The sequence below is a fragment of the Patiriisocius sp. Uisw_047 genome (genome assembly GCF_047730165.1).
Lineage (GTDB): Bacteria > Bacteroidota > Bacteroidia > Flavobacteriales > Flavobacteriaceae > Patiriisocius.
Window position 1 is genome coordinate 2,824,389 of sequence record NZ_CP159834.1, and the last position, 19,024, is coordinate 2,843,412.

Sequence of the window (19,024 nt, forward strand, 5' to 3'; positions counted from 1 at the left end):
CTCCACCAAAAATTCTGTATATTCACACTAAAAAATAACATCCTGTTAAGACGATCTTCTTTAAAACGAAGCACACGGTTTATAAAGGAGACGTTATCTCTCATTTGAAAAATGACGAATAAAAAGGATGCTATAGCAATTGAATTTTTGGACCACGTAGCCATTCGTGTAACAGATATGAAGGCATCTGTAAAATGGCACGAAGAAGTCTTTGGACTCTAAAAACATTAATTACCTGAATGGGGAAACTCCCCTATTTTTATGCTAGCCAATAAATATGGTATTGCGTTATTTCCTTCAAATTTTAATAACAAAGTGACAGACACACTAATTAAAAATATCCGAATTGACCATTTTTCGTTTAACGTAAATAAGGAGAATTTTGAAAAAGCTAAAAAGCGTTTCACTGCAATCAGCTTAGACTTCAATATTAAAAATCATCATTATTTTCACTCGATTTACATAAAAGATCCAGACAATTACACGGTAGAATTGACAACTATTGTCGTCAATGAAAAGAAGTATTATGAGCAGTAAACCCAGAAACAACAAGAAATTTTAATGGCAATAATAAGAGAAGCAGTACTAGAAGATTTACCTATCTTAAAAACATTTGAACAAGAAATTATTGAATTTGAGCGACCTTTCGCTTCAAACATAAAAAAGAACCCTGTTACATATTACGATTTAAAAGAACTCATTTTACAAAAAGACACACACGTATTAGTCGCTATAATTGATGAAGAAATTATTGGTTCTGGCTATGCACAAATTCAGAATTCTAAACCCTATTTCAAGCCTGAACAATTTGCTTATTTGGGTTTTATGTTTGTGTCCCCTCAACATAGAGGAAAAGGTATAAATGGAGAAATCACTAAAAAGTTAATTGAATGGGCTAAGCGTAGAGGGATACTAGAAATTCAATTAGATGTATATGCTAAGAACGAAAGTGCGACAAACGCTTATAAAAAAATAGGGTTTCAACCAGATTTATTAAAAATGAGGTTGCAAAACGAAGGATAAAAAGTCATCCTTGATGAGTTATAAGCATGTTACCAAATATAAACTTATCTCAAAAAGGAGTTTTTAATTTAAGGTTATGAAAATTGTAAAATTAAGTTTACTTATAATTTTGGGAGCTATGCTTTTTACAAGATGTATTAATGATGATATGCCAAAAATGGCAGACGCATCTTCAATCTTGGGTAATTGGAAACAGACCGAAGCTTTTATTAGTTCAGGTGGACCGCAATATTGGGTAGATATTGAAAATGGCGAAGAAATCAATTTCTTTGAAGACAGAACATTTTCTTCAGATAGATATCCTGAATGTAGTAATGGTAATTTCATGATAGAAGAAAACAAATTAATAATGGAATATTCCTGTCTTGATTTTAACCCAATGGCACAAAACGAAGACGGGTTGATCACTTATGATTTAGAATTATATAATGATAACTTTATCCTCACACCTACTAGCGGTCCACTTTGCATAGAAGGTTGCAGTTATAAATATCAACACAGATAAAAAATTACTAGCGTAGTTTATAGAGTTGCTCCTTAGTTAGTTTCTTTTTTTCTTCCGGAAATTCCTCGAACATCGAAGTTGTGAGTTAATAAAAAACATGAAAATGAAAAGAACAGAATTTATAAAAATGTGCGCCCTTTTTGGAATAAGCATTCCTTTTCAAGCCACCTTATTATCGTGTAATACAGATGACTCTACTCCTACCGAATTTTATGGAAAAGTATTAATCATTGGCGCAGGTGCAGGCGGATTAGCGGCTGGTTATTTACTCAAACAACAAGGTGTTGATTTTGAAATAATAGAAGCTTCTTCAGTATATGGCGGCCGAATGAAAATTAATACTGATTTTGCCGATTTCCCAATTCCATTAGGAGCAGAATGGTTAGAAACAAACAAAGGCATCTTTCAAGAGATTGTAAATGACTCTAATATTTCAGTAAACATAGAAACTATTGCAGATGCTCCTGACCGAAAATTTGTTAATTCTTCTTGGTTCAACTTCTTTGAACAATACATCGTTCCATCCGTTATTGATAAAATTTCATTTAATACAATAGCCCAATCTATTGATTATTCTAGTGATCAGATTGTAGTTACAACTCAAAATGGACAGCAAATAGCCGATAAAGTTATTGTTTCTGTTCCACTAAAAATTCTTCAAGATGGAGATATTAGCTTTGTTCCAAGCTTACCACAACGTAAAAGTAACGCCATAAGTGACACCATTATTTGGGAGGGTTTTAAGGCGTTTTTTGAATTCTCTGAAAAATTTTATGATGACAATTACGAGTTTGATATCACTCCAGAAAGTGATGGCGAAAAGATTTATTATGATGCAGCTTATGGTCAAGACAGTACTAAAAATATTCTAGGTTTATTTGTCGTTGGGAAACCAGCACTCGATTTTACTTCTTTATCTGATGATGCCTTAAGAGATTTTATCTTATATGAATTAGACGAACTTTATTCCAATCAAGCAACTCTTAACTATGTAAAACATATTACTCAAGATTGGGATAATGAACCCTTCATCAAAGCAGGATACATGACAGATAATGCGGATGAGGATACAGTAAGGAAACTTGGCGAATCTATAGCGGGCAAAATATATTTTGCTGGAGGCGCATATACGGATGGTGAAGATTGGGTTTCTGTTCACGCTGCGGCACTGTCAGCAAAGAAATCAATACAGGAAATTCTTACTTGAAAAATAAGAACTACTTAAAACAAAGCAAATAGCCCATATGGAAATACAGAATAGCACCGTTAAAGATATAGATACTATATTCTGCCTTTACAAAAAAGCAACTGATTTTCAAAAAATGAAATCTGCCGTTCCGTGGCCTGATTTTGATAGAGAATTAGTTGAAAAAGAAATAAATGAAAAGAGACAATGGAAAATTGTAATCGACAATAAAATCGCTTGTGTGTGGGCTACTGCAGAAAGTGATCCACAAATTTGGCTCAAAAGAAATCAAGAGCCCTCAATTTATATCCATCGCATTTCTACAAACCCAGATTTTAGAGGTCAACATTTAGTAAAAGAAATTGTAAAATGGTCTAGGCTTTATGCAAAAACGAATAATAAAAAATATGTAAGGATGGACACTGTTGGTGAAAATTTTGGATTAATCAATCACTATAAAAAAAGCGGATTTGACTTCTTAGGATTATCAGAATTAAAAAACACAAATGGACTACCAGCTCATTATCAAAATGCAACGGTAAGTTTATTTCAAATGCTTGTTTGATTTACCTTCTTATTAATGAGACTTCCACACCTTGCCTTTACTTCTATATAGCTGATCATTGGAGATTAGACTTTATTTTAATACAGTCGGCAATGGCTGTTGACCTGCAAGATTAGTATCAGCTCATACATCCAGTAGTAGACTCAAAAAAAATCAGATACGAGCAAATGCTCGTATCTGATTTTAAAAATTGTAATAAGCGCTATCACGTTGTTATGAGAGTAGAGGTTACACCTACCACATCAGGTAATCCTGAGGCATTAAATACTATCCAGTAATTAGTTGTTCGTGACCGTATTCTTTTGCAGAGATACTGCTGTTTGTGCTAAGTGTTACCGCACCTTACTTACCAAAAAATGTTACTTGCTTTAGCGCCTCCAGTTAAATGAATATTAACAACAAAACAACCGGTTACTCTGTTATTATAAAACCTCGCAATGACCGGTTACGTTGCGTCATTCCGATTGAAACGCAGTGCAAAGAAGCAATCTTATGAGTAGAACAACACTGCAACAAACCACAAAACCCCAAGCAAATTGCTTGAGGTTTTTAATTTTTAAACTTGGCCGCTCACGCGGCTTATATTTTATAATTGATAAATAACTAAATAGTTAAAAAGCTCGAACTGCACGCACGTAGTTTGCGACGCACTTACTGGAGTCGTACTGACCACCATAGATGAAAAACTGTAGCCACGCGTAATCGTCATCGTACTCCGTAGAACTCCAGTATCCCCAGTCATCAGAAAAGGCATTAAAGCCCGAGACTGCCTCTAAAATCTCTTTATGTACATACATTTCTTGTAACTCATTTATACTCGGCAAAAACCATCCGTCACCTAATGAACCAGCAGCTGTGGCTGCAGGTGCACCAGAACAATCATCTAATATTAAATTAGTATTACTCTCACCATATCCTATTTCTGCACCAGGACCCATAGGATTACCATTATTATAAGCAACATTTGGAACATTTAGTAAATCTATACCAAAACAACCCCATTCTACCTCTGTTGCAGAATCTGACATAGCACATACCAAGCCGTGAGTATTATCATCTGGATTTACCCAAAATACAACACCGCCATCTATTAAATCGCCAATGGCCACTGTTGTTGATGCTGGTTCTGTAACCGTATTCATTTGCAATGTCACCGCTGTTTGTGCTAGTAACCTTCCGTTTACAGATGCTCCTGTTTGCACAGCAACTGAAGTTGCCCCTAATAAGATTCCCTCAAAATGGCTTGTTGTACCTAGCGTAACTGCACCTGAGACTTGCCAAAAGATGTTACTTGCTTTAGCACCTCCAGCTAAGTTAATTCTAACGGCAGAACTCATATTAAAAGTTCCTGCAACTTGAAAGACCCATACATCATCTGCATCACCCTTTATCGTTACGTCCGTTGTAACCAACAGGGCGGTTGTCCACTTATAAAGTCCTGGATCTAGTGTTAGTCCGCTTATATTTCCAGCCCCTAAATTTAGAAAATCGGGATTAGTACGTCCTGCAGCATCTGTATATGCAGCTTGCATATCCAATACAGATAATGTAAGCTCTGATGGAGTTGGGGCTGCAGCACTCGCAGCGTAAATTTTACCACTAACTTGAGATGATGTTGCAAATGTACCGGATGAATCAAGAGATAGAGCAAATCCCGTGATAGCAGTCTGAGCAATAGGACTCACACCCATATCACCAGTGATTGCAGACGGTGGAACATTAGTTACTCCTGATTTTGAAAGTATTGCATACTTTCCAGCCTCACCAAGGTCTACTTTATTTGGATTTTGGTTTAAAGTGCTTGCAGTGTTATCAGCTACATTATCTGCATCCATAGTATCAAAAGTTTCATTCTCTGATTCACAGCTGAACAAGACTCCAATAATTAACAGGGCAAGTATTGGGATTAATTTAAATGTTTTCATAATGTGTATTATTAGGTTTTTTTAATTGCACAAGATATATACTATACAAACGTAGTCTAAATGTTAATGATATGTAGTTAAATTACTATTAATTCACTCTGAACTTGTTACATAGTCTTAATCATCGATTAATAGACAAAAGACACATTTTAACGATTAAAGGAGGATAAGTAAGTATACATCCCTCAAAGGCAATGTTTTAGCTATTTCACTCCAAAGGCGCGACGAAAGCGTGACATTCAATTGTTAAAAGATGAAGTCTAGAATAACATATGCAAGAATGTTCTGTTTTTTTAAATCTGATTTTGCTTTATAAAATTGTCAGACACAATGTAAGTGCGCTCTTTAAAAAAGCGCTGACTAATTTTCAAAGGGTCTATAATTTGCTATGTAATAAATATTAACAAACTGAGGTTAAAGGCCAACTTTTGTTGCTCCTTAATTTTTTACACTCGAACTACTCTTTATCTATAGCCCGTTGCACTTATTCATAAGCTATAAATCCATCGTATATAAAAAAATCAGATACTAGCAAATGCTCGTATCTGATTTTAAAAATTGTAATAAGCCCTATCACGCTGTTATGAGAGTAGAGTTGCACTTAAAACGGTAGGTAATCCTGAGTATTAAATACTTAATACTGGTCTAGTGACCGTATTCTTTTGCAGTGTTACCGCTGTTTGTGCTAGTAACCTTCCGTTTACAGATGCATTTGTTTGCACAGCAATTGACGTTGCCCCTAATAAGGTTCCTTCAAAATGACTTGTGGTACCAAGTGTTACTGCACCTGACACTTGCCAAAAAATGTTTTCGGCTTTTGCGCCTCCAGCTAAATGAATTCCTGCGGCAGAACTCATATTAAAAGTTCCTGCAACTTGAAATATCCATACGTCAGTCGAATTACCGATAAGTGTTATGTCGGATGCAATCACAAGGGTACTGGTCCACTTATATAGCCCTGGTGTTAGCAAATTTCCTCCGATAACGCCGGCTCCTAAATTTAGTTCCTTAGGGTTCGAGCGTCCTGCAGCATCTGTATATGCAGCTTGCATAGCAAGTACAGATGATGTTAATAGTGGAGCATCAATTTCTCTACAAGGAAGCGGTCCTGCAGCAGCAACTGTAAATATTGATCCATCAACTTCATTACAAGTTAATAATAGTGCAGCACCCGTTATAGGACTTGTTCCTACATTTCCTGTAACGTAAGATGGTGGAACATTAGTAATTCCTGATTTTGAAAGAATCGCAAAATCTCCAGCTAGACCAAGCTCTACGGGTGCCATTACAGCTGGTGTTGGTGGTGCTGGTGGTGTTGAAGCAGAAGCTGATGGATTTTTAACTGTATTCATTTGTAACGTTACTGCTGTTTGTGCAAGCAACCTTCCTTTTACGTCAGCTCCCGTTTGCACAGCAATTGAAGTAGCTCCTAATAAGGTTCCTTTAAATTTACTTGTAGTACCTAAAGTAACCGCGCCTCCTACTTGCCAGAAAATATTTTTATTTTTAACGCCAGGGGTCTTTTTGATTCTAGCTGCAGAGCTCATATTAAAAGTTCCTGCAACTTGAAATATCCATACATCATTTGTACTTGCATCGTTATCGCCTACTAGTATTATGTCAGATGCAACAACAAGTGTACCTGTCCATTTATAAACTCCCGGTGGAAATTGTTGATTTCCTCCGATAACACCAGCTCCTATATTTGTATTCCCAGGAGTAGTGGTTCGTCCTGCAGCATCTGTGTATGCAGCTTGCATATCTAGCACAGCTGTTGTAAGCAATGGAGCGTTAGGCTCTCTGCAAGGAAGTGGTCCTGCAGCGGCAACTGTATATATTGACCCATCAACTTCTGGACATGTTAATAAAAGAGCAGCCCCTGTAATTGGACTTGTCCCAACATTTCCTATAATGGCAGATGGTGGAACGTTAGTAATTCCTGATTTTGAAAGTATCGCAAAACCCTTAGCAGCACCAAGATTTACTGGTGCTGCGCCTATGTTGATAAGACTATTTGCCACCAAGTTTTCTTCCGATTCCGTCTCTGCCTCGCAGCTTGACAAAAGTCCAATTACTAGCATTGCTAGAATTGGCGTTAATTTCATTAATTTCATTGTTTTGATTATTTTAATTGGTTAAAAGATTAATTATGAATAAAATTAAATTAATTAATCCTAGTTTGTAAGTAAAATCCTTTTTTTCCATGCATTACCCGTTACATAACCCAGAACATAGATTAAAAGAGTAACGGCGTTTTTTATCGACAAATAGATAAAGTGTACTTTATTAATGTTGAAATGTACTAGCCTTTGAATCCGCTTAGCTCCCTAACCAAAACATATGCTGTAAAGAGTTAAATAATGAATAGAAATATCTCATAACAAGCTATAAATAAAATAGTTAAAACAAGTATTCAATTTAAAATTTCGCGGGAATATTTAACTACCTTTAAATACGAAACCGTTTTTCTGATCATCACATTGTAACTATAATAATCATCTACTTTAAAAACTATAGATTATGAAATCAAAAGGAAACATCATTTTAACTATCATTATTTTTATATCTATTGTAGTTTATTTCAGCATAAACGAGCAGGTTAAATCTACACCATCACCCGGGCCTAAACTCGCAATGAATTTTGTAAAATGTACCTCGGCTAAATTTTTATTAGGAGCTGTAGATACCACAAAACAGATCTCGCCCCTTTTTGATAATCTAGGGAATCTTCATTTTTCTATTGGCACTGACAACCAAAGAGCACAAGCATTTTTTGATCAAGGCGTAAAGCTATCATATGCTTTTAATCACGCAGAAGCGCATCGCTCGTTTATGGAGGCGTCGCGATTGGATCCTAACTCGGCCATGACCTATTGGGGACAAGCCTTTGCGCTTGGACCAAATATAAACGACCCACTCCCACCTGCAGAACGCAAGATTAAAATTAATGAAGCAATCGCGAAAGCAAAACAATTGGCATCAAAAGCAAGTGTAAAAGAACAAGCACTAATAGAAGCATTATCTGCTAGATACAGTGAAGACCTTAACGCAGATATTGCTGAGTTGAATATGGCATACTTGCAGGAAATGGCTCAGGTTATAAATACATTCCCAAACGATGCAAACCTGCAAATCTTATATGCTGCCGCTGCAATGAACACGGTTCCTTGGGATTATTGGGATAAGGACGGAAACCCTTCACCTAACATAAAGGAAGCAAAAGCCGCACTTGAAAAAGCGATGGTACTTGAACCAGAAAACCCTGGCGGTCATCACTATTACATTCATATGGTTGAACTCCCCTATCCAGATATGGGTGTTGAAAGTGCTGATAAATTAGCTTCTCTGATGCCTGGTGCTGGACATATTGTGCATATGCCTTCTCATATATACATTAGAGTAGGAAGATATAAAGATGCCGTTACTACAAACCAAAAAGCAATTTTAGCTGACGAAGAATACATATCTCAATGTTATGCACAGGGACTCTATCCACTGGGCTATTATCCTCATAACATTCATTTTTTATGGTCTTCCGCTAGTTTACTAGGGGCTAGTGATATTGCGATTGATGCTGCAAAAAAGACAGCAGAAAAAGTACCCCTTGGAGAATTTTTAGAAATGACCTTTTTACAAAATTTTGCGTCAACACCAATGCTAGCATATACCCGGTTTGGTAAGTGGAATGAAATCTTAACCATTCCAGCACCTAACTCAAAAATAAAACATCTCGCCTTAATACGTCATTATGCCAGAGGTATTGCTTTTATTAGAAAAGGGAATATCAATGAAGCACAAGAAGAATTAGATGCCATAGAAGTCCTTAAAAAGGATCCTGAATTAGAAACCTTAATAGCTACATCAAACAACGCATCGATTCATGTGGCCAATATAGCCTTCGAGGTTGTTTCTGGAGAATTGGAAGCATTGAGAGGTAATATTCCAGAGGCGATAGCGCATCTTCAAAACGCTGTAGTATTTGAAGATGGATTAACATACACAGAACCCGCCGCTTGGCACATACCCACGAGACAAAACCTAGGCTCTATATTATTCAAAGCTGGGAATTATGAAGCTGCTGAAACTATTTACAAAGAAGACTTAGCGATCCTAAGACAAAATGGTTGGTCTCTAATGGGGCTCTATAAAAGTCTGATGGCACAAGGGAAAAACGAAGAAGCTACTCGTATAAAAAATGAGTTCGCTGCAGCTTGGAAAGATGCAGATATTGCTATAGACGATTCAGTATTGTAGGCTTTTCGTTTTATCACTCCATTATAAAAAATAGTTATATGGTTTTTCTAAAAAACAACAAGGTCACAGTTGTTCTCATTTTAACTTTAACGGTTGTATTGTTCTTTTTGTATAACGCTTCTGTAGCTACATCAAATGAGTTACCTATTTACAATCCTTCAGATATCAACCCAGAATTAGTCGCTAAAAGTTTACAAAACAAAAATGAAAATCACATTGTTTCAGATTTTAGTTTAATCAATCAAAACGGAGAGACCATCACACAAGAAAATTATAAAGATAAAATCTATGTGACAGATTTCATTTTTACAAGGTGTCTAAGTATCTGTCCAATAATGACAGCTAATATGGCCGTACTTCAGCGGGAGTTTTTAAAAAATGATGACATCATGTTTTTATCAGTCTCGGTAACACCAGATATTGATAGCGTGGCGATATTAAAACAATATGCAACAGACAAAGGTGTTATAGATTCAAGATGGAATGTGACTACTGGAAATAAAAAACATATTTACGAGTTAGCAAGAAGAAGCTATTTTGCTGCAGCAGATCAAGGAGACGGAGGCCTGCAAGATTTTATCCATACCCCAAACTTTATTTTAGTCGATAAGAAAAAGCAAATAAGAGGAATCTATGATGGTACTGAAGATGCCACAATGCTCAAACTTCTCAAAGATATTAAAACGTTAATAAACTAATTGAATAATAAAAAAAGCAACTAATTAAACGAGGGCTTACTAAAAAAAACATCCGAAAATTACGTCGTATTGATATTATTGGGTTCTTAAGAAAATTGACAAACCTCGTTTAACACATTTTTACTTCTGAAATTTTAACAATTCATAAGGTTGCAACTTCATTAATAACAGTACATTCCAATAAAATTTACAGCAATGAAATTACACCTTACCATTAACGCTGTTAAGACAGTAAATCAATTAGAAAATTACTGGACAACTGCAGACTATATAAACCTATTAAAGGAATTTGACTATGAAGATGCCGCTCAGATTCCAGAAAATGACGCACTAGAATATTTACAATTATGCATCACTGACCTTTTACCAGAGCATGCAGCTGAAGTTGTATTAGCATATAAATTAAGTGACCATTTAAGCCAAGGACAAATCCAGAACTTATCACACGAAATGCAAGGAGACAAAGTGGCTGAAGATTATTCTGATCCCGCTTTACATTTTGACCTCTTTAATATTAACCAATTACTTTACAAAGCGTATAATGGCAAATTCCCGAATACAGAGGCTTCGATAATTACAGTCGCTATGACTTCCGCTTCTGGGGTCTTACCACAATTAAATAAAGAGATTGTAGTAAAAGCCTTGAATGTCGGATTAGTAAAAGGTAATATTATCAATAGATTGTACCACGATGAGTTGAGTGGCGAAGTTGAATTTAAAGAAGCAGCAAAAGTAATATGGAAATTTAAAATGTTAGACCCAAATATGGTAGAGATTTTAACGTCAAAGTATTTCATTGAAATACATGATTTTGCAGCCATGGAGTTTGAAGCGAATATTGTTTTTTACGAAGAAGAATAGTATGTATATAATATTCCAAAGTAAAGAAAAGCTTAAGAGATCCGAATCACTAAATAACATAAAATAAATTTATATCGCACTATGATAAAATGGATGTGTTTACTGCTCTGCTTTATGGCTCCAGCACTTATGAAGTCTCAAGAAGATGTTAGCCTCTCTACGGGTGCATTTTTTGAGGGAGAACCTTACCTAAAAACGAATCCAGAAAATCCAAATCATCTGGTTGTTGCCTGGATGGGTTTTGTAAACGCTGCTCAAAACATTAAAATTAAAGTAAGAGCTAGTTTTGACGCCGGTGTTACTTGGTCAACGATAACAAACTTAGCGCACGTACAAACTGGTTTTACATCTGCAGACCCTTCGATCGCTTTTAATCTTAATGGAGACGTACTTATTGCCTACATAGACTGGACAGGTTCTGATGGTGATCCGCTTGCTGGTGGTATTCAAATGAGTAGGTCTACAGATGGTGGGCTCAGTTTTAACACACCTCAAGAAGTGCTTAATATAAATGAAATGCCAGCACAGAAAATAATAGACAGACCATGGATAACAGTAGATAGAAGCAGCACAAGTACCGCGGGAAACATCTACATCACTTCTATGAATGCCAAAGAAGCAGCACCAGAATACCATCCATTTATCTCCACATCTACAGATGGCGGCAATAGTTTTACCTTCTCTACATTAGACGGTGCAAATTGGCGCTCGGGAGATTTAATTACTGCACCAATGCCAACGCCTGCGGTTCAGGGAAATGGGGTGTTTTATGCGGTCTATCCTTCTTTTGTCTTCTCGCAGAATACAATGGCGCAATACATTATTGCATCAAGCAGCGATGGCGGTACTACTTTTAACTATCAAACCGTATTCGCTTCAAATGAGACTTTTTCTAATAATGATCCGCTACCTAAAAAGGGGTACTTGTTACGAGAAGACCCTTCAGACACCAACCACCTAGCCTTCTTCTATCCTTCCAATATCAATGAAGATCTAGACATTTACTTTATGGAAACGTTAGATGCTGGAGAAACTTGGTCTGTTTCATCACGCATCAATGATGATCCTTTGGCAAATGATAGAATGCAAGATTTGGTTTGGGCAGATTTTAATAATCAAGGCGACTTAATTGTCACTTGGCGAGATAGACGAAACGCATCAGAAAGTGGTTATGAAACAGCTTCCGAAATATGGGCTGCTTATAGACCAAATGGTTCTGATACATTTCAACCCAATTTTCAAATTACAGATCAAACCGTGGCATACAATGCCTTATTAGCCCAAGCTGGTAACGATTTTATGAGTGTACAACTAGTAGAACAATTAGTCCATACTACTTGGGGTGACACACGCACAGGAACCCTTAAAATTTGGTATCAAAGATCTGAAACGGATGGTAGTGTATTATCTACAGTTAATCTAGCACAATCAAACCTAGCTCTAATTTTCCCTAACCCAGCTCTAGACATCGTTACGGTGCAGCCCGATGATTGGACGTCGCTCTCCATATATTCACTTGACGGAAAGCAAATAAACGAAATTCAGAATGCGCCAGCAACAACAAATCAAACGATAAACATTTCACATTTGTCAAAAGGCGTCTATATTTTTGAAGTCACGACCGCCACTGGTGTCACTTCTCAAAAAGTAATAAAAAAGTAAAAAGGGTATTACCTTTGTAAAAATTATATTCCTATGTCCATGCTCCACCTTAAACTAGAAACAGATCCACGTTGGGTTACCATCGTAGAAAGTAATCTTGAAGAAATCTTAACAGATCATGCTTGGTGTGAGCAAAAAGCAGCAACAAATGCCATCACCATTATTACCCTCAACAACGAGCATGAAGAGCTCGTAACAGAACTAATAAAGCTTGCCCAAGAAGAGTTAGAGCATTTCCAGATGGTACACGATATTATAAAAGAACGTGGTTATACACTAGGCAGAGAACGTAAAGATCACTATGTGAATCAGTTATTCAAATTTACTCGAGAAGGCGGAAACAAAACAAGAACCGAAGCCATGGTAGATAGATTATTGTTCTCCGCAATGATTGAAGCCAGAAGTTGTGAGCGTTTCAAGTTATTAAGCGAACGTATCAAAGATGAAAAATTATCAAAATTCTACCGCGAATTAATGATAAGCGAAGCAGGACACTACACAACCTTTTTAGGATTTGCCAGAAAGTACGGGAAAGACCTAGATGTAGAAAAACGCTGGCAAGACTTAGTCGCTTTTGAAGGAAAAATTATCAAGGGCTATGGAAAACAGGAAACCATTCACGGTTAATGTTTTATTAAATAATTTCTATTCACTCTTCGTGTGATTATCTTTGAAAAATGAAAGCATTATTCATTCTAATATTCTTCTTTGTGAACACACCTCTTTTTAATTTTAACACATCAAGTGATCTTTCTAATTGGTATGTCGTTAATGACGGTGTCATGGGCGGTATCTCAGACAGCAGTTTAGTTATTAATGAAGAAGGACACGCAGTCTTTAGTGGACTGGTTCGTTTAGAAAACAATGGAGGGTTTGCTTCTATTCGCTATAATTTTAATACTATTAGTGTTTCAGAAAAAACAGAACTTCACATAAAGCTCAAGGGAGATGGAAAGAAGTATCAGTTTAGAGTAAAAAATACAGAAAACACCTACTATTCTTACGTCTTTACTGCAAAAACGTCTGGTGATTGGGAAACAATAAAAATTCCTTTAAAAGAAATGAAACCTCAATTTAGAGGGCGTCAACTAAACATTAATAATTTTGATAAAACATCGATTTCTGAATTTGCGATTCTTATAGGAAACAAAAAGAAAGAAACATTTAGCTTATTGATAGATACAATCGAACTTCATTAAATTTATAATTATATGTTAAACTACAATCAATACTTCACGATTCAGAAAAAAGAAAGTAATTTTGCTTAACAAAAAAAAAATGAATACACAATTACATCATCATCATTTACACTCTAGCCCTCAGGCCAGCAGGAAGTGATATGTATATGTTATAATATATTATGAAACCCGTCTGAGTATTGAGACGGGTTTTTTATTTTTATAAACTTCCTTTCCATTACTCAGATCAATTTAAAAATCAAAGTAATGAAACCATTAAAAATTGCCATTCAAAAAAGCGGAAGACTCAATGAAGACTCGCTAAGATTACTAAAAGACTGCGGTATCTCTGTAGATAACGGTCGTGATCAATTAAAAGTAACCGTACGTAATTTTCCTTTAGAAATTTATTACCTGCGTAACTCAGACATTCCACAATACCTAGAAGATGGCGTTATAGACATCGCTATTGTAGGTGAAAATCTACTCATTGAAAAAGAGAAAAATGTTACGGTCGTAGAACGTTTAGGTTTTTCTAAATGTCGCGTTTCTTTAGCAGTGCCAAAAGGGGTTGAAGTAAAAGACATCCACTATTTTGAGGGTAAAAAAATTGCTACCTCCTACCCTAATACACTTAAAACGTATTTAGATAAAAATAACGTAACAGCAGACTTGCACGTAATATCTGGCTCGGTAGAGATTGCGCCAAACATTGGTCTTGCAGAAGGTATTTTTGACATAGTGAGTTCTGGTAGCACTTTATTTAAAAACGGATTAAAAGAAACACAAGTAGTCTTAAAATCTGAAGCAGTATTAGCAAAATCGCCAACATTAACAAAAGACGCCCAGCAATTATTAGATCAATTACTCTTTAGAATCCAAGCGGTGCAACGCGCTAAAAAATCGAAGTACATTCTGCTTAATGTTCCTAATGATAAAATAGAAGCTGTAAGTAGCATACTGCCGGTTTTAAAAAGCCCCACTATTTTACCCTTAGCCAAAGAAGGCTGGAGTTCGCTACACAGTGTGATTGAAGAAAACCAATTTTGGGAGGTGATCGACCAGTTAAAATTAGCTGGAGCAGAAGACCTTCTCATTGTTCCTATTGATAAAATGGTCTTGTAATGAAACAGTATAAAAAACCCTCAAAGACAAATTGGGCGAGCCTTTGCAGGCGACCTATTGAGAATAATCAGGATATCGTTTCAGCGGTCGCTAACATTTTAAGCAATGTAAAAGATGGAGGTGACCAGACACTTAAGGAGTATACTCAAAAATTTGACAAAGCCCAGTTGACTCAGTTGAAAGTAACTTCTGAGGAAATTTCTGAAGCAACCGCAAAGGTTTCCGAAGCATTAAAAAAGGCAATCAAATTAGCAAAGTCAAACATTACCTCCTTTCACAAAGCGCAAGAACGAACGATACAAAAAATAGAAACCACAAAAGGTGTAAACTGCTGGCAAGAGAGCAGAGCCATTTCAAAGGTTGGTTTATATATTCCTGGTGGAAGCGCCCCCCTATTCTCGACGGTATTAATGCTAGGTATTCCAGCAACTATAGCAGGCTGCAAAGAGATCGTCCTTTGCACACCACCGGATCGCAACGGGAATATAAACCCAGCAATTCTTTACACAGCCCAATTGGTAGGAGTCACCACAATTTTCAAATTGGGCGGTGCACAAGCCATCGCTGCCATGGCATATGGAACAGCATCTGTTCCCCAAGTGTATAAGATATTTGGCCCCGGAAACTCTTATGTAACCACTGCAAAACAACAAGTGCAACAAGAAGGTATTGCGATAGATATGCCAGCCGGCCCTAGTGAAGTTTTAGTCATTGCAGATGAAACCGGAGTCCCTGCTTTTATAGCTTCAGATTTATTGTCGCAGGCAGAACACGGCCCAGATAGTCAAGTGATATTAGTAAGCAACAATGCCCGTATTACCTCGGAAACTTTAGTAGAATTAGAAATACAGCTCGCAGCATTACCACGCAAGGATATTGCGACAAAAGCATTAGAAAACAGCAAAGCAATCTTATTTGAAACCATTGAAGAATGCATCGATTATAGCAATGAATATGCACCAGAGCATTTAATTTTAGCTTCAGAAAAAGCGGAAAACTGGTTGGATGCAATAGAAAATGCAGGCTCGGTATTTATAGGAAACTATAGCTGCGAGAGTGCAGGAGATTATGCCAGCGGAACAAACCACACCCTTCCCACTGCTGGCTTTGCGAAGAATTACAGCGGTGTAACTCTTGGTAGTTTTACCAAAGAAATCACATTTCAGGAGTTAAGCAAAGAAGGGATTGAAAACATAGGCCCTGCTATTGAGTTGATGGCAGAGGCAGAAGATTTAATTGCGCACAAAAACGCAGTTACGTTGAGACTAAAAGCTTTAGAAGATGAATAACATTTCTACATTAGTTCGCCCAAGTATTGCAGCCTTAAAAGGCTACTCGAGTGCGCGCGACGAATTTGACGGATTGGAAGGTATTTTTCTTGATGCCAATGAAAATCCTTTCGGGAATTTAAATCGGTATCCAGATCCTTATCAGCGCCAGCTAAAGAAGCAAGTTTCTCAATGGAAGAACGTTTCCGAAGCCAATCTATTTATAGGAAATGGAAGTGACGAAATTATCGATATCACCTTTCGTGTTTTTTGTGAACCACAGAAAGACAAAGCACTTATCCTCACTCCTACCTATGGTATGTATGAGGTTTCTGCTGCTATTAATAATGTAGCTTTAGTAAAAGTGCCACTTACAGATCACTTTGATATTGATCTTGCTGCTACTAAAAAAGCCCTAGAAAACACAGACATAAAATTATTAATACTGTGTTCTCCCAATAACCCAACGGGTAATTTACTGGACCGCAACGCAATGAAACACCTCATCACAGGTTTTAACGGAATCGTTTTAATCGATGAAGCCTATATTGATTTCAGCACAGAAGATTCTTTCAATCAATGGTTGACTTCCTGCCCTAACATCATTGTGATGCAAACCTTGAGTAAAGCGTACGGCTTAGCTTCAGCGCGCGTGGGAATAGGGTATGCAAGTGAAGAAATCATTGGCTATTTTAATAAAGTAAAACCTCCTTATAACGTAAGTGGTTTGAACCAAGCAGCTGCTCTTGCAACGCTTAAAGCGAATGATGTGTACGAGTCTCAAAAAGAAATGATTATTTCAGAAAGAGAAAAATTGAAAGTAGCTTTAAATAAAAATGCATTAGTTTTAAAACAATATCCATCGGTAACTAATTTCATTTTAGCCGAAGTGACCGATGCAGATGCTCTGTATAATGCACTTACGGCACAGAAGATTATCGTACGAAACAGAAGTAAACAAATTAATAATTGCCTGCGATTCTCCGTGGGAACACCTGAAGAAAACGAACAATTAATCAACGCCCTCCATACCCTTTCCATATGAAAAAAGTATTATTTATAGACCGTGACGGCACGCTTGCCATAGAGCCTCCCATCGATTATCAACTAGATAGTCTGGAAAAACTAACCTACTATCCAGGTGTGTTTTCTAACCTTTCTAAAATTGCTACAGAGCTAGATTATGAATTGGTGATGGTGACCAATCAAGACGGCTTAGGGACAAACTCCTTTCCAGAAGATACCTTCTGGCCAGCACAAAATAAACTCATAGAAGCCTTTAAAAATGAAGGCATCACCTTTTCTGAAATCTTAATAGATAAGAGCTTCCCAGCAGATAATACGCCTACGCGTAAACCGCGAACAGGTTTATTGCATAAATACATTCACGGGAATTATGATTTAGCAAACTCATTTGTGATTGGCGATCGCGCGACAGATATAGCATTAGCCACCAACCTAAAAGCACAAGGAATTTTTATCGGTGACAAAAACGAAGATGCCGTTTTAAGCACTTGGAATTGGGCGGAAATCTATCAGTTTTTAAAAGAACGTCCAAGAACGGCGACGGTTTATAGAAATACTTCAGAAACGAAAATTGCTATATCATTAAATCTTGACGGATCAGGTAAGAAAGAGATCAGCACTGGTTTAGGCTTTTTTGACCATATGCTAGAGCAACTTGCTAAGCACGGGAATATGGACTTAGACGTGCAGGTAACAGGTGATTTACATATTGATGAACACCACACCATTGAAGATGTTGCCTTGGCATTAGGAGAAGCTTTTAGACAAGCATTAGGTTCTAAAAAAGCAATTCAGCGTTATGGCTTTTTATTGCCTATGGATGATTGTCTGGCGCAAGCCGCAATTGACTTTGGCGGGAGACCTTGGTTGGTTTGGGAGGCTGATTTTAAAAGAGAAAAAATAGGCGATCTCCCTACAGAGATGTTTATGCATTTCTTTAAAAGTTTTAGTGATACGGCACTGTGTAACCTGAACATCAAAGCAGAAGGTGATAATGAGCACCACAAAATAGAATCCATCTTTAAAGCTTGGGCAAAAGCTATTAAAATGGCAATAGGAAAAACGGAAGACTTTAGCATTCCAAGTACAAAAGGCGTCTTATGATAGCGATCATAAAATATAACGCTGGTAATGTGCAGTCTGTTCAGAATGCAGTAGCCCGATTAGGCTATGAGAGCATTATCACAGATGATCCCGAACTCCTGAAGGCTGCAGACAAAGTTATTTTTCCCGGAGTGGGAGAAGCGAGTACCGCTATGCGTTATTTAAAGGAGCGCGATTTAGACCAACTCATTCCGCAGCTTAAAAATCCTGTGTTGGGAATCTGCTTGGGAATGCAGTTGCTATGCGTCCATAGCGAAGAGGGAAATACAGAATGCCTCGGTGTTTTTTCTAACCAAATTAAACGTTTTCCAGCCACAGACATCGTCCCGCAAATGGGATGGAATAATTTTTCAGCCTTAGACAGCCCTCTTTTTAAAGGAGTCCAGATAGAAGACGATGTTTATTTTGTCCACAGTTATTATGCAGATGTGAATGAAAACACCATCGCCCAAAGTGAGTATATCATTCCTTTTTCTGCAGCATTGCAGAAAGATAACTTTTATGCGACGCAGTTTCATCCAGAAAAATCTGCTAGCGTAGGGAATACCATCCTTGAAAACTTTTTAGAATTATGAAATACCCAAAAACAATTATTAATCAAATAGAAGTAACTCGCGAGGGCATTGTATCTTCTTATTTATCAA

General features: G+C 36.9%; 19 protein-coding genes. 17 read left to right on the forward strand and 2 right to left on the reverse strand.

Going from position 1 to position 19,024, the window contains the following annotated elements; translation table 11 throughout:
- The first annotated feature begins 111 nt into the window (after window positions 1-111).
- The 6 genes from ABXT71_RS12330 to ABXT71_RS12355 all read left to right on the forward strand — a co-directional run bounded on the left by ABXT71_RS12330 (window position 112) and on the right by ABXT71_RS12355 (window position 3,279).
- Window positions 112-222 carry a VOC family protein gene (locus tag ABXT71_RS12330; protein WP_415371663.1) on the forward strand — a complete coding sequence of 37 codons (111 nt, stop codon included), beginning with the start codon at window positions 112-114 and terminating at the stop codon, window positions 220-222.
- Between the two features lie 39 nt (window positions 223-261).
- The gene (locus ABXT71_RS12335; RefSeq protein WP_415371664.1) at window positions 262-537 is read left to right on the forward strand and encodes a hypothetical protein; all 276 of its coding nucleotides are present in this window, start codon (window positions 262-264) and stop codon (window positions 535-537) included.
- A 24-nt stretch (window positions 538-561) separates the two neighbouring features.
- Window positions 562-1,023, forward strand: a complete 462-nt coding sequence (locus tag ABXT71_RS12340) for a GNAT family N-acetyltransferase (RefSeq protein WP_415371665.1) — start codon at window positions 562-564, stop codon at window positions 1,021-1,023.
- Window positions 1,024-1,141: 118 nt separating this feature from the next.
- Entirely contained in the window at window positions 1,142-1,528 is a 387-nt protein-coding gene (locus tag ABXT71_RS12345) for a hypothetical protein (RefSeq protein WP_415371666.1), read from the forward strand.
- Between the two features lie 103 nt (window positions 1,529-1,631).
- Entirely contained in the window at window positions 1,632-2,735 is a 1,104-nt protein-coding gene (locus tag ABXT71_RS12350) for a flavin monoamine oxidase family protein (RefSeq protein WP_415371667.1), read from the forward strand.
- A 37-nt stretch (window positions 2,736-2,772) separates the two neighbouring features.
- Entirely contained in the window at window positions 2,773-3,279 is a 507-nt protein-coding gene (locus tag ABXT71_RS12355; protein ID WP_415371668.1) for a GNAT family N-acetyltransferase, read from the forward strand.
- A gap of 611 nt (window positions 3,280-3,890) precedes the next feature.
- Here the strand turns inward: ABXT71_RS12355 and ABXT71_RS12360 are convergent.
- Window positions 3,891-5,204 (reverse strand): ice-binding family protein, encoded by a 1,314-nt coding sequence (locus ABXT71_RS12360; protein ID WP_415371669.1) that lies wholly within the window; start codon window positions 5,202-5,204, stop codon window positions 3,891-3,893.
- Window positions 5,205-5,830: 626 nt separating this feature from the next.
- The gene (locus ABXT71_RS12365; RefSeq protein WP_415371670.1) at window positions 5,831-7,309 is read right to left on the reverse strand and encodes an ice-binding family protein; all 1,479 of its coding nucleotides are present in this window, start codon (window positions 7,307-7,309) and stop codon (window positions 5,831-5,833) included.
- 415 nt (window positions 7,310-7,724) lie between these two features.
- Here ABXT71_RS12365 and ABXT71_RS12370 point away from each other — a divergent pair, with 415 nt between their 5' ends.
- From ABXT71_RS12370 to hisH, 11 genes are all read left to right on the forward strand, one after another.
- Window positions 7,725-9,458, forward strand: coding sequence for a tetratricopeptide repeat protein (locus tag ABXT71_RS12370; RefSeq protein ID WP_415371671.1), 1,734 nt, complete (start codon window positions 7,725-7,727; stop codon window positions 9,456-9,458).
- Between the two features lie 38 nt (window positions 9,459-9,496).
- A complete protein-coding gene (locus tag ABXT71_RS12375) occupies window positions 9,497-10,156 on the forward strand; it encodes an SCO family protein (protein ID WP_415371672.1) in 660 nt (219 codons plus the stop codon).
- A 195-nt stretch (window positions 10,157-10,351) separates the two neighbouring features.
- Window positions 10,352-11,017 carry a hypothetical protein gene (locus ABXT71_RS12380; protein ID WP_415371673.1) on the forward strand — a complete coding sequence of 222 codons (666 nt, stop codon included), beginning with the start codon at window positions 10,352-10,354 and terminating at the stop codon, window positions 11,015-11,017.
- 114 nt (window positions 11,018-11,131) lie between these two features.
- Window positions 11,132-12,679, forward strand: a complete 1,548-nt coding sequence (locus tag ABXT71_RS12385) for a T9SS type A sorting domain-containing protein (protein WP_415371674.1) — start codon at window positions 11,132-11,134, stop codon at window positions 12,677-12,679.
- Between the two features lie 39 nt (window positions 12,680-12,718).
- The gene (locus tag ABXT71_RS12390) at window positions 12,719-13,306 is read left to right on the forward strand and encodes a tRNA-(ms[2]io[6]A)-hydroxylase (protein ID WP_415373113.1); all 588 of its coding nucleotides are present in this window, start codon (window positions 12,719-12,721) and stop codon (window positions 13,304-13,306) included.
- A gap of 50 nt (window positions 13,307-13,356) precedes the next feature.
- A complete protein-coding gene (locus ABXT71_RS12395; RefSeq protein WP_415371675.1) occupies window positions 13,357-13,878 on the forward strand; it encodes a CIA30 family protein in 522 nt (173 codons plus the stop codon).
- Window positions 13,879-14,124: 246 nt separating this feature from the next.
- Window positions 14,125-14,982: an ATP phosphoribosyltransferase gene (hisG, locus tag ABXT71_RS12400; protein ID WP_415371676.1), complete on the forward strand. Its 858-nt coding sequence runs from the start codon at window positions 14,125-14,127 to the stop codon at window positions 14,980-14,982.
- Window positions 14,982-16,271, forward strand: coding sequence for a histidinol dehydrogenase (hisD, locus tag ABXT71_RS12405; RefSeq protein ID WP_415371677.1), 1,290 nt, complete (start codon window positions 14,982-14,984; stop codon window positions 16,269-16,271). Before hisG ends, hisD begins: the two co-directional genes overlap by 1 nt.
- The gene (gene hisC / locus ABXT71_RS12410) at window positions 16,264-17,295 is read left to right on the forward strand and encodes a histidinol-phosphate transaminase (RefSeq protein WP_415371678.1); all 1,032 of its coding nucleotides are present in this window, start codon (window positions 16,264-16,266) and stop codon (window positions 17,293-17,295) included. The genes hisD and hisC overlap by 8 nt, the downstream gene beginning before the upstream one ends.
- A complete protein-coding gene (gene hisB / locus ABXT71_RS12415; RefSeq protein WP_415371679.1) occupies window positions 17,292-18,380 on the forward strand; it encodes a bifunctional histidinol-phosphatase/imidazoleglycerol-phosphate dehydratase HisB in 1,089 nt (362 codons plus the stop codon). The genes hisC and hisB overlap by 4 nt, the downstream gene beginning before the upstream one ends.
- Complete coding sequence (hisH, locus tag ABXT71_RS12420; protein WP_415371680.1) at window positions 18,377-18,955, forward strand: imidazole glycerol phosphate synthase subunit HisH; 579 nt, start codon at window positions 18,377-18,379, stop codon at window positions 18,953-18,955. The genes hisB and hisH overlap by 4 nt, the downstream gene beginning before the upstream one ends.
- Window positions 18,956-19,024: the final 69 nt, after the last annotated feature.

Excerpts from the sequence above, each read along its gene's own strand:
- ABXT71_RS12380 (WP_415371673.1), top strand. The coding sequence starts at position 10,352 with ATGAAATTACACCTTACCATTAACGCTGTTAAGACAGTAAATCAATTA.
- ABXT71_RS12370 (WP_415371671.1), top strand. The coding sequence starts at position 7,725 with ATGAAATCAAAAGGAAACATCATTTTAACTATCATTATTTTTATATCT.
- ABXT71_RS12385 (WP_415371674.1), top strand. The coding sequence starts at position 11,132 with ATGGCTCCAGCACTTATGAAGTCTCAAGAAGATGTTAGCCTCTCTACG.
- ABXT71_RS12360 (WP_415371669.1), bottom strand. The coding sequence starts at position 5,204 with ATGAAAACATTTAAATTAATCCCAATACTTGCCCTGTTAATTATTGGA.
- ABXT71_RS12375 (WP_415371672.1), top strand. The coding sequence starts at position 9,497 with ATGGTTTTTCTAAAAAACAACAAGGTCACAGTTGTTCTCATTTTAACT.
- hisB (WP_415371679.1), top strand. The coding sequence starts at position 17,292 with ATGAAAAAAGTATTATTTATAGACCGTGACGGCACGCTTGCCATAGAG.
- ABXT71_RS12330 (WP_415371663.1), top strand. The coding sequence starts at position 112 with ATGACGAATAAAAAGGATGCTATAGCAATTGAATTTTTGGACCACGTA.
- ABXT71_RS12390 (WP_415373113.1), top strand. The coding sequence starts at position 12,719 with ATGCTCCACCTTAAACTAGAAACAGATCCACGTTGGGTTACCATCGTA.
- ABXT71_RS12335 (WP_415371664.1), top strand. The coding sequence starts at position 262 with ATGCTAGCCAATAAATATGGTATTGCGTTATTTCCTTCAAATTTTAAT.
- ABXT71_RS12350 (WP_415371667.1), top strand. The coding sequence starts at position 1,632 with ATGAAAAGAACAGAATTTATAAAAATGTGCGCCCTTTTTGGAATAAGC.
- ABXT71_RS12395 (WP_415371675.1), top strand. The coding sequence starts at position 13,357 with ATGAAAGCATTATTCATTCTAATATTCTTCTTTGTGAACACACCTCTT.
- ABXT71_RS12340 (WP_415371665.1), top strand. The coding sequence starts at position 562 with ATGGCAATAATAAGAGAAGCAGTACTAGAAGATTTACCTATCTTAAAA.
- hisC (WP_415371678.1), top strand. The coding sequence starts at position 16,264 with ATGAATAACATTTCTACATTAGTTCGCCCAAGTATTGCAGCCTTAAAA.
- hisG (WP_415371676.1), top strand. The coding sequence starts at position 14,125 with ATGAAACCATTAAAAATTGCCATTCAAAAAAGCGGAAGACTCAATGAA.
- hisD (WP_415371677.1), top strand. The coding sequence starts at position 14,982 with ATGAAACAGTATAAAAAACCCTCAAAGACAAATTGGGCGAGCCTTTGC.
- hisH (WP_415371680.1), top strand. The coding sequence starts at position 18,377 with ATGATAGCGATCATAAAATATAACGCTGGTAATGTGCAGTCTGTTCAG.
- ABXT71_RS12345 (WP_415371666.1), top strand. The coding sequence starts at position 1,142 with ATGCTTTTTACAAGATGTATTAATGATGATATGCCAAAAATGGCAGAC.
- ABXT71_RS12355 (WP_415371668.1), top strand. The coding sequence starts at position 2,773 with ATGGAAATACAGAATAGCACCGTTAAAGATATAGATACTATATTCTGC.
- ABXT71_RS12365 (WP_415371670.1), bottom strand. The coding sequence starts at position 7,309 with ATGAAATTAACGCCAATTCTAGCAATGCTAGTAATTGGACTTTTGTCA.